The following is an 11,210-nucleotide window of genomic DNA, read 5'->3' as shown; positions in this document are numbered from 1 at the left end:
GCTTGATTTGTTCAAGAGCGTTATTGAGGGCTTTGTTGACGTCTTCTTGAGTCTTGGCTTCTTGGATAGCTGCGATTGCTTTATCAGTAATTTCAACTAATCTCTTCTTAGCATCGTTGTTGGCACCAAGCTCAGCCACTTTTTTCTTGATAGCTTCAGTCAAGCTAGTCATAGCCTTATCGTAATTGATTTCAGGCTGTTCCGGTTGTTTTGGTTCAACTGGTTGTTCTGGACTTGTTTCGTCTCCAGGTTTTCGGTAATTTTCGTCTTTGCTAAGAATATCTTGCAAAGCAGTGACTGTTGACATCACATCTTGTACATTTACAGTATCAGAACTTAATTGTGCAGTGAGTTTATCAAGATTAGACTTGAACGCTTGGCGTGCAGTTGCTGTATTTTTCAAACCACTTGGATCAAAGTTAGATAAGTCGTCTTTCCATTTAGAGAGAGATTGAAGGATTTGTGTTTTGCTGTAGAGTTCACTTCCTTCACCACGAGTGATGAATTGATCCACCTGGATACCGATGTTTCGAGACAAATCGTTTCGATCAGGATCTAGTTGAAGGGTGACTGCGTGCAAGTTTTCATCAAGACCTTTTAGGCTAACCAGAGTTTGATTGCCTTGACGTTGAGCAGCGTGACCGCTAAAGTATTTCTTGCCCTCAATAGTCGACGCATTTCCCATGCCGTCTTGGTAAGGAACTTCTTTGCCATCTAAGAAGACCTTGTAGATACCATGACCTGGGTCAACAAATCCTTTGATTTCTAAACCAGTACCATAGAAATAAGCAGTTGCAGTTGTCTTTTTCTTCTGATCCTCTGTCAGATGTCCAAATGATACCCATGATTCAGTGTTTTGGTATTTGCCAGAAGAGTTGGTTTCGTGTCTCCAGCCAGGACTGTAATCTAATTGGCTAGCTTGGTCGTCGTAATTTGTCTGATCTTTCTTCAATAAATCAGCCTTCATTACTCGAATAGTTGCGTCGGTAGCAAAACCGAGTAGAGCGCCATCAGAAACAGAAGTGAGTTTTGCTTTGAAATCAAAGATTGAGTCAGCTTGTTCGGTGAAGTCGATAGTTGGAATGGTAACAGTTTTCTCTGTTTCGCCATCTGCAAAGGTCACATCTTGAGTTGTATCTTGGTAAACCTTACCGTGAACACCTGTTCCAGGTTCTGTGATGAAGCGAACAGTAGCAGCTCCCTTGCTTCCACCAACACGCTTAATTGTAACAGTAACAGGTTTTCCTTTTTCGACATCGTAAGAAGTTGCTTCAAGCTCAAACATACCCTTGCTGTTATTGTTTAGAGTGTAGATTCCTTCTGTAGCAATAGGTTCACCTGTTTTGTTAACGAGAGTAATAGTGTGTTCTCCAGGTGCTAAATCACCAGTTTCGTAAACTTTTTGGCTACGTTTACGGCTACTGTTCTTGGTTTGTACATCTGCAACTTTTTGACCATCCACGTATACAGACATTTCACCATGGTTTGGATCTACTGTTGATACGACGTAAGCCTTGGTTCCTGTGAAACGATAGGTGACTTTGGCGTCTTTCTTGTTGGTCCACATAGAAGTACCGCGAATACCTTCTGACTCGTTGTACCAAGTTGTACCTTCTTTGTCAGCTGTTGTATTTGAGTGGTATTCTAGTCCAAGAGGATATCCATCATTCTTTTCGATAGTGCTTGGAGTTTTATAGACTGAGAAGTTGGTTAGGATTGGTGTGGCTTGTGAGCCAGTAATCGTAACTCGGATTTTTTGTGCTTCTACAGGTTGACCTTGGATCAAACGACGATAGCCTACGGTTGAACCTTCACCATATGGAACCCAGCGTCCGTTGATTTCGACTTCAATTTTGAATCCAGAAATACGTTGTCCTTTAGCAATATCTTCTTTTAGTTCAACAACGTCAAAGCGTCTCTTTTGTCCTAAATCAACTGTGAAACTACCAGTTGTAGCATCATTTGAAAGTGCCCAGCTGGTATCGTCTTTACCATCAGTCAGGTGGCTTTCCTTGTAGAGATGGTTCTGACGAGTCGAACTTGCTGTTACAGTTGCACCTTTGGCAAAGTCAGTCGCATACATTTGATCTAGAGTCGCTTTGAATTCTTTCAAGCGAGCCACGTCAGCATCTGCGAATTTACCTTCTTTGTTTGGTGGAATGTTGAGAAGAAGTGGCGTTCCACGACCAACAGACTTGAAGTAGATATCCATCAATTCTTTGAGGGATTTTGGTTGCTGGTTATCGTGGTAGAACCAGCCAGAGCGGATGGAAACATCTGCTTCTCCTACAGAGTACATATCTCCGTCAGGGTCACCGTGGTTAAGGTATTCGTTCTTAACATTTTCGGTGATGTTTGCTTTCTTGACCTTATGCCATACAGGGTCACCGGCGATACCACGCTCATTTCCAATCCAACGGATACTTGTTGGTTCGGCAGAGAAGATAGCGATATCTCCTTCAGCTTCCTTGATGTATTTGAACCACTCATCAAAAGTGTAGGTTACTTTTTGGGCACCGCTACCGCGTGCTCCATCCATCCAAACTTCGATAAATTTACCCTTATTACCGTATTTTGGATTACCAAGGATTTCTTTTAGTTGATTGAGGTAGTATTCGTTGTATTCTTTTTGAGTAGCTACCTTATATTTAGGGCTATTAACATCCCATGGTGATAGGTAAACACCCATGTTCATATCGTATTTAGTAGCCGATTTAGAGATTTCTTCTAAAAGGTCACCCTTTCCATCTTTCCATGGACTTGCAGCTACGGTATGATTTGTATATTTAGATGGGTAAATAACGAAACCATCGTGGTGTTTGACAACCATAATAGTTCGTTTAAAGCCAGTTTCCTTTAGAGTACGGATCCATTGATCTGTATCTAAGTTAGTTGGATTGAAGTTTTTAGGATCTTCATTTCCATGTCCCCACTCAGAATTAGTATAAGTATTCATACCATAGTGGATGAAGGCGGCTAATTCTTCCTTGTGATAATCAAGTTGAGCCTTGCTTGGAAGGGGACCGTGATTTCCAATTTCTGTTTCCTTATCTTCTGGATGAGCAGCAGGTAAAACAGTTGAAGTCGGATTAGAGCTATCAGAGATTTTTTCGTATTCAAAGACAACATCATTCACACCCTTGTGCTGGATGCTGGCTTCTAAGCGTGGAGTGATTGCGCGGTAGCCTGCGATTTCTTTTGCTTCAAAAGTGTTTACAAATGAAACATCGTATTCTTTTCCGTCATTATTATCAGTAACAACATCTGCTAATTCTTGCTCTGAGCCTTTCAAACGATAATGAATGGCAAATGAACCTTTATTCACTTTATAAACCACCTTGATGACCCGTGTTCCTGGAGCTGTTTTGCTGACGACGTTGTAGGTCCACTCATCTTTGAGTTGTTTGTTGATTTCGACGCCATCAATAGAGACAATCTGGTATTTCTCTTGATTTTTTGTATAGAAGTCAGTCTTAGCGATTTCTTTTTTGAAGTTATAATCAAAAGCTGTTCCAACTTCAGTTTTTTCAACAAAAGTATCATCAGTTTTGATTGGATTACCAGTTTCATCTACGTGTTGAACAACTACACGTCCGTAATCGATTCCTTTAATGAGTGTCGCAACACCATTTTCATCGAAAGAATATTGATTTTCGCCAATAACAGCAGTTTTATTTCTGAACATTTCTCCTTCAGGAGTAAAGTAATATCGTTTCCCATTATCACCTTGGTACCAACCTTTGACACCATATTTAGCGATAATATCTTTTACCCATTTTACTTGCTCGGGTGAGAGGACGATTCCGCCACCGAAGCGGTCTTTGTCAGGGATGCCGTTTTCAATTGTGCCGTGTTGGTGAACACCGACTACTTTACCATCACCGTTGATAATACCAGCACCTGAAAGGCCTGAAACAGAAGTCATATGATAGGTGATGCCTTTTGAGCCTTTATCATCATAATTATCAACAGATTTCACGACACCATCAGCCTTGTAAAGTTGACCAGCTACAATTGGTTTTTTGAGCTCAGGTGAGCTTGAATCAGTTGGATATCCAATCGTGCTAACAGGGTCCCCAGGTTGATAGGTTTTATTTTCTGCCAAGGGAACAAAGGTAGCAGCTTTATTTGGACTAGCGATTTGAAGAGGAACAGGTGCTACAACAGCAGCCAAGTCATTTTGATATCCTTTTCCAAATTCTTTCTTGTTCCAAAAATGAATATCTTCTTCTTTGAATAGAGTAGTATTACCCGTTACAGGCTGAGAATTGCGAACAGCAGAATTAGAACCGAGGTTATAGTAGAACTTAGCAGAATCTCCGCCTCGAATATGTCCTTCTTTTGTATCACGGTTTGATTCTAAAAAGTTGTGGGCAACAGTCAAGATGACATTTGGTGCCACAAAAATACCAGAACCAGACACGATATAGCGTTGGGAACCACCATTGTAAATAGTGTAAATCATACTAGCAGCAGTAGCAGGTTGTCCTTCATAAGGGACGTGCTTCAAATCTAGACCACCGTTGATAATTGCACGATTACCATTTTCAGCTTCTTTTGGAAGTTCTTCCTTGTTTTTTAGAATGCTTTCTGTCTCAACTTTAGGACTATCCTTCTTGTCTACGATTGCTGAAGTATCTATGTTTTTCACGGGTGCATCAGGATAAGCTTGATCGTGGATTTCTTCAGGAAGCAAGTCAGTAGTTTTAGTTTCTGCTACAGTCTTCTCTTCTACTGGTTTAACAGTTTTTTCTGCTTTCTCTGCTTTCTCTGACTCTTGAGGTGTAGAAATTACAGGACTTTCATTTTTGACTTCTGGTTTGGTTTTTTCAACTTCGGCCAATTTTTCTACATTTGGTTGAGAGCTTATAGCTTCAATTTTTGCTTCGTCAGCTAGTGCTGTACCAGATGCAAAAAAAGCGAGTCCGACCATAACCGAAGCAACTCCAACGGTTAATTTTCTGATGCTAAAAGTTTGCTCTTTTTCAAAAAGGTATCGATTCATAATGTACTCCTAGTTTGAATCAAGACAGTCAGCTACTGTCTGAGCCCAAGTATGACTTGGAAACGATTTTCTTTAGCGATAGTTAGATTTTGTGCAATAGTTTGAGACTAATTACCCCCTCTGTTTAAGCGCTTTCATTTTAGAATAAAAAAATTAAAATTGTTATCTTAATCTTTAAAATAACCTAAAAACCTTAACATAACAAATATACTAAATTGTTCCAAGAAATGCAATAGAGAAAGTAAACCTAATTTAAAGAAATTCTTTCACTTTTTAAAGAAAAAAATACATCCTTTCAAGAATTAAACTGAATGAAAGAATGTATTCAAAAAAAAGTCAGAGTAATTTTTGTATCGCCTCTTCAATTTGTTTTGGGTCTGTTTTTGAAGAGAAGCGTTCAAAGACCTGCCCATCTCGACCGATGAGAAACTTAGCGAAATTCCATTCGATTCGTTTTCCTAGTGGACCAGATTTTTGTTCTTTCAACCAAACATAGAGAGTATCTGCTTCCTTACCGTTGACCTTGATCTTGGCAAAACGTGGGAAGCTGGTCTGATAATGTAGGCTACAGAAGGCGTTGATTTCCTCTGCACTACCTGGTGCTTGTCCCATAAACTGATTGCAAGGGAAGTCTAAAATCTCAAAACCTTGTTCTTGATAGCGGTCATAGAGTTCTTGGAGACCTTGGTACTGGGGCGTTAAACCACATCCAGTAGCAGTGTTGACAACCAAGAGAATCTTACCACGATAGGTCTCTAGTGGAGTTTCTTGATGGTCTTGGTTCAAGACTGAAAAATCGTATAGTGAAGTCATTGCTTGCTTTTCTCCTTCTGTTTGGTATTTTTAGGAGTTTTCTCCTCCTGTAGTGATAGAAATCCGTAGGTCAGGGTTCCAAAAATGCTACCGATAATCAGGCCATACATCAGGAAAGGACCACTTTTATCGAATTGCATGAGGAGCTTCATAAAATCTGAAAGGGACATCTGCTGAACGAAGACTTTATGAAAGATGAGTAAGGTAAAGAAGCCAATCTGAATACCGATAAACACAATCCAACTCCTAAATTTGATTTGGGTTTTGCTGTAGGTTTTGAGGATGATTTCTGATTTGTCATCCTTTTCAAGATGAAGCTCTTGGACGGCTTTTTGAGCTTTTATACTCATGAACAAAATGAGTCCAAAATAGATGTAGGGCATAACATTTCGAACAATTTCTATAAAGCTTCCGAACAAAATATAGAATAGGAAGAGAATGAAGGAAGAGTAAAAGATTTGGATCATGGAACGGGCGCAAGCCTTGTAGATAACCTCTTGACGGCATTCATCAAAAGGCCCTTGGATATGAAAAAAATTTCGAAGTAGGCGAGTGGTTAAGTCTTCTTTTTTCATGCTAGTAACCTCCTAAATGAGCGTCTTTACTGACTTTCTTTTACGAATTGATAGAGATAATAAAGATAAGTGATAGAAGAAAGGATAGCGATAGTGAACAGTATATAATATTTCCAATTGCTTGAAATGAGCGTCAGTTGTGGTAAGGATAGAATCATAAAGAATAGTGCTAAGTTGAGTATGCGCGTTTTTTGGGAGTCGATCTTTAGATAAGTCAATCCTTTGTTGAGGGCTGGAACAAAGACTGGAAGGAAGACTATATCGTAGATTGGCAAGTTCCCTGAAACGATGATGAAGATGAACAGAGAACTGAACAAAAGATGATAGGTAAGTAAAGTTAGTAATGATTTCATAGGGCACCTCCTAATCCTCATCTTGATCTTTCTTAGTTTTTGCGATGCGACGGGAGATGAGGAACTGTATGCTCGCTCCGAAGAAGATAGAACCGAGAATGCTTGATACTCCATTTCTTATAGTGAGAAGAGAATGAAAATAGTCCTGACTGTCACCTATGAGTATACTGAGAAGAGGAGTTATAAAAAACATCCATAGACCAAAGAACAAACCTGCTTTCAGACCTGGGTAATGTAATTGCTTACTTTCTTTCTCACTCAGCATATCTGGATCAATAGCTGTGATGCCTGTTTTTTGCATTTGGTAGGTGAGATAGCTAGCAGCGATGAGGGCAATCACTAAAATCAGAGGAGGATAGATTAGAGCCACTTCTTGAGGGTATTTATAGGCCAGAAGGAGTGGAATAAGATTTCCGAAAATCATCAGATAAAAGAGGACGATAAAGACTTGGTTACCTATACGGTCTGCCTCGCGTCGTTTGTATTCGTCAAGTGGATCAGAAATACCGTATGTGCGCTTGATCAGTTTTTCAGTGAAGGTTTCTTTTTTCATGTGTTGGCTCCTTTTTTAAAAATCATCCTCCCAAAAGAGACTGTTGAGGTCAGTTTGGAGGCTGCGGGCGAGATTGAGACAGAGTTCCAGAGTTGGATTGTACTTGTCGTTCTCAATCATATTGATGGTTTGTCTCGAGACACCGATATCCTTGGCGAGTTCGAGCTGGGAAATGCCCAGTTCCTTGCGAAATTCTTTCACACGATTCATCTGGTCTCCTTTCTGATTCATGTCGTATATATTTGACTATATTATATTCTTCTATGAAATAGATGTCAAGCATATTTGACATATTTCTTAAAGAAATCTTACTTGTTTTTGCCCTATTTGTCTGACTAGTGCAAGCTGGTCGGATTTGTGGTAAAATAGATAGGATATGACAAAAGAATTTCATCATGTAACGGTCTTACTCCACGAAACGATTGATATGCTTGATGTGAAACCTGACGGTGTTTACGTTGATGCGACCTTGGGTGGAGCAGGCCATAGCGAATATTTATTAAGTAAATTAAGTGAAAAAGGCCATCTCTATGCCTTTGACCAGGACCAGAATGCCATTGACAATGCGCAAAAACGTTTGGCACCTTACATTGAAAAGGGGATGGTGACTTTTATAAAGGATAACTTCCGTCATTTACAGGCACGTTTGCGCGAAGCTGGTGTTCAGGAAATTGATGGAATTTGTTATGACTTGGGAGTGTCTAGTCCTCAATTGGACCAGCGTGAGCGTGGTTTTTCTTATAAAAAGGATGCGCCACTGGACATGCGGATGAATCAGGAAGCTAGTCTGACAGCCTATGAAGTGGTGAACCACTATGACTATCATGACTTGGTTCGTATTTTCTTCAAATATGGCGAGGACAAATTCTCTAAACAGATTGCCCGTAAGATTGAACAAGCACGTGAAGTCAAGCCAATCGAGACAACGACTGAGTTGGCAGAGATTATTAAGTCTGCTAAGCCTGCCAAGGAGCTCAAGAAGAAGGGTCATCCTGCCAAGCAGATTTTCCAAGCTGTTCGGATTGAAGTCAATGATGAACTGGGAGCAGCAGATGAATCTATCCAGCAGGCTATGGAGATGTTGGCTCTAGATGGTAGAATCTCAGTGATTACCTTTCATTCCTTGGAAGACCGCTTGACCAAGCAATTGTTCAAGGAGGCTTCAACGGTTGAAGTTCTCAAAGGTTTACCTTTCATCCCAGATGATCTCAAGCCCAAGATGGAATTGGTATCCCGTAAGCCAATCTTGCCAAGTGCAGAAGAATTAGAAGCCAATAACCGCTCGCACTCAGCCAAGTTGCGCGTGGCCAGAAAAATTCACAAGTAAGAGGAAAAAATGGTAGATAAGAAAGAAACAACCAGTCAATTCTTGCAGAATCGTATAAAAAAATTCTCCCGTGTGGAGAAGGCTTTTTATCTTTCCATCGCATTTACAGCTCTCGTTTTAGCAGTGAGTATCATCTTTATGCAGACACGACTTTTGCAAGTGCAAAGTGATTTGACAAAAATCAATGCGCAGATAGAGGAGAAGAAAACAGAGCTCGACGATGCCAAGCAGGAAGTGAATGAATTGATTCGTTCAGAGCGTTTGAAAGAGATTGCAGATAAAAAAGATTTGAAATTGAATAATGAAAATATCCGAACAGCGGAGTAAGATATGAAATGGACAGAAAAAATAACCCGATTTGCGATAAAAAATCGTAAATCTCCAGCAAAAAACCGTAGGATAGTTGGTAAGTACCTCAGCTTTGTGGCGGTTGCCCTTTTTGGCATCTTTTTGGCCAATTTTGCTTATATTATCGCGAAAGGTAATATATTTGGTACTGACTTGGTAAAAGAAGCTAAAAAGGTTCACCAAACAACCCGAACAGTACCTGCCAAACGCGGAACTATCTATGACCGAAATGGAGTGCCTATCGCTGAAGATGCGACCTCTTATAACGTCTATGCTGTTATTGATAAAAAATACAAGTCAGCAACTGGAAAAATTCTTTATGTAGAGGATTCGCAGTTTAATAAGGTAGCTGAAGTCTTCCATAAGTATTTAGACATGGATGAAGCTTATGTGAAAGAGCAATTAGCTCAACCAAATCTGACCCAAGTTTCCTTTGGTGCAAAAGGAAATGGGATTACATATGCCAATATGATGGCTATTAAAAAAGATTTGAAAGATGCTAGTGTGGAAGGGATTGACTTTACAACTAGCCCTAACAGAAGCTATCCAAATGGACAATTTGCTTCTAGCTTTATTGGCTTAGCCCAACTTCATGAAAATGAGGATGGTAGTAAGAGTTTGTTAGGGACTTCTGGTTTGGAGAGTTCTTTAAATACCATTCTAGCTGGGACAGACGGTATTATTACCTATGAAAAAGACCGTGTAGGAAATATCGTACCAGGTACAGAACTGGTATCGCAACAAACTGTGGATGGCAAGGATGTTTATACAACATTGTCTAGTCCGCTACAATCTTTCATGGAAACTCAGATGGATGCCTTTCTAGAAAAAGTAAAAGGTAAGTACATGACCGCGACCTTGGTCAGTGCAAAGACCGGTGAAATCCTCGCTACCACCCAACGACCTACCTTTAATGCAGATACTAAAGAAGGAATCACTGAGGACTTTGTTTGGCGTGATATTCTTTATCAAAGTAACTATGAACCAGGATCAACCATGAAGGTTATGACGTTAGCTTCTTCTATTGATAATAATACCTTCCCAAGTGGAGAATACTTCAATAGCAGTGAATTAAAAATAGCGGATGCGACGATTCGAGATTGGGATGTTAATGATGGTTTGACTACTGGTAGGATGATGACTTTCTCACAAGGTTTCGCTCACTCCAGTAATGTTGGAATGAGTCTACTTGAACAAAAAATGGGAGATACTACTTGGTTGGATTATCTAAACCGCTTTAAATTTGGGGTCCCAACTCGCTTTGGCTTGACAGATGAATACGCTGGTCAACTTCCAGCTGATAATATTGTCAATATTGCTCAAAGCTCATTTGGTCAAGGGATTTCAGTAACACAAACACAAATGCTTCGTGCCTTTACAGCTATTGCTAATGATGGAGTTATGCTGGAGCCAAAATTTATAAGTGCTATTTATGATACTAACAATCAGTCTGTACGAAAGTCTCAAAAAGAGATTGTAGGAAAACCTGTATCTGAAGATGCAGCAAGCTTGACTCGTACTAACATGATATTAGTTGGGACGGACCCTCTATATGGAACTATGTATAATCACTACACAGGAAAGCCAATTATAACAGTTCCTGGACAAAATGTAGCAGTTAAATCCGGTACGGCTCAAATCGCTGATGAGAAAAATGGAGGATACTTGGTTGGTTCTACCAATTATATTTTCTCAGTTGTGACTATGAATCCTGCTGAAAATCCTGATTTTATCTTGTATGTAACGGTTCAACAGCCTGAGCATTATTCAGCTGCCCAGTTGGGAGAGTTTTCCAATCCAATCTTGGAGCGGGCTTCAGCGATGAAAGAATCTCTGAACCTTCAATCTCCAGCTAAGAATTTAGATCAAGTGACGACAGAATCTTCGTATGCAATGCCTAGCATCAAGGATATTTCACCTGGTGATTTGGCGGAAGCCTTACGTCGAAATATTGTGCAACCAATCGTTGTTGGTACTGGAACAAAGATTAAAGAGACTTCTGTAGAAGAAGGAAAAAATCTTGCACCAAACCAACAAGTTCTCCTTTTATCGGATAAGGTAGAAGAAATTCCAGATATGTATGGCTGGAAAAAAGAGACTGCTGAGGCCTTTGCTAAATGGTTGGATATTGAGCTAGAATTTGAAGGTTCAGGTTCCGTCGTCCAAAAGCAAGACGTTCGGACCAATACAGCTATCAAAAACATTAAAAAAATTAAATTAACTTTAGGAGATTAAC

The 11,210-nt window shown here is 39.9% G+C and carries 9 protein-coding genes; 3 read left to right on the top strand and 6 right to left on the bottom strand.

Annotated features, from left to right (window positions below; all coding sequences use genetic code 11):
* The 6 genes from CBI42_RS09640 to CBI42_RS09615 form a co-directional block, all read right to left on the bottom strand.
* The coding region (locus tag CBI42_RS09640) for an alpha-L-fucosidase (protein ID WP_094753870.1) at nt 1-5,005 on the bottom strand (5,005 nt) is incomplete at its 3' end.
* A gap of 336 nt (nt 5,006-5,341) precedes the next feature.
* Nucleotides 5,342-5,818: a glutathione peroxidase gene (locus CBI42_RS09635; RefSeq protein WP_084861938.1), complete on the bottom strand. Its 477-nt coding sequence runs from the start codon at nt 5,816-5,818 to the stop codon at nt 5,342-5,344.
* A complete protein-coding gene (locus tag CBI42_RS09630) occupies nt 5,815-6,393 on the bottom strand; it encodes a DUF3278 domain-containing protein (RefSeq protein ID WP_084861936.1) in 579 nt (192 codons plus the stop codon). Before CBI42_RS09630 ends, CBI42_RS09635 begins: the two co-directional genes overlap by 4 nt.
* Nucleotides 6,394-6,419: 26 nt before the next feature.
* Nucleotides 6,420-6,746, bottom strand: coding sequence for a hypothetical protein (locus tag CBI42_RS09625; protein WP_094753869.1), 327 nt, complete (start codon nt 6,744-6,746; stop codon nt 6,420-6,422).
* A gap of 10 nt (nt 6,747-6,756) precedes the next feature.
* Entirely contained in the window at nt 6,757-7,299 is a 543-nt protein-coding gene (locus CBI42_RS09620; protein ID WP_094753868.1) for a DUF3278 domain-containing protein, read from the bottom strand.
* Between the two features lie 15 nt (nt 7,300-7,314).
* Nucleotides 7,315-7,509, bottom strand: a complete 195-nt coding sequence (locus CBI42_RS09615) for a helix-turn-helix transcriptional regulator (RefSeq protein WP_001082470.1) — start codon at nt 7,507-7,509, stop codon at nt 7,315-7,317.
* Nucleotides 7,510-7,675: 166 nt separating this feature from the next.
* Between CBI42_RS09615 and rsmH the strand changes: the two genes are divergently transcribed.
* The 3 genes from rsmH to pbp2x are packed head-to-tail and all read left to right on the top strand — an operon-like array spanning nt 7,676 to nt 11,209.
* Nucleotides 7,676-8,626, top strand: coding sequence for a 16S rRNA (cytosine(1402)-N(4))-methyltransferase RsmH (gene rsmH, locus CBI42_RS09610; RefSeq protein ID WP_094753867.1), 951 nt, complete (start codon nt 7,676-7,678; stop codon nt 8,624-8,626).
* Between the two features lie 9 nt (nt 8,627-8,635).
* On the top strand, nt 8,636-8,953 hold the full coding sequence (gene ftsL / locus CBI42_RS09605) for a cell division protein FtsL (protein ID WP_000227824.1): 318 nt from the start codon (nt 8,636-8,638) through the stop codon (nt 8,951-8,953).
* 3 nt (nt 8,954-8,956) lie between these two features.
* Nucleotides 8,957-11,209 (top strand): penicillin-binding protein PBP2X, encoded by a 2,253-nt coding sequence (gene pbp2x, locus CBI42_RS09600; RefSeq protein WP_094753866.1) that lies wholly within the window; start codon nt 8,957-8,959, stop codon nt 11,207-11,209.
* Nucleotide 11,210: the final 1 nt, after the last annotated feature.

Source organism: Streptococcus sp. KR, from assembly GCF_002238115.1.
GTDB lineage: Bacteria > Bacillota > Bacilli > Lactobacillales > Streptococcaceae > Streptococcus.
This window is presented reverse-complemented; position numbering and strand designations above follow the sequence as displayed.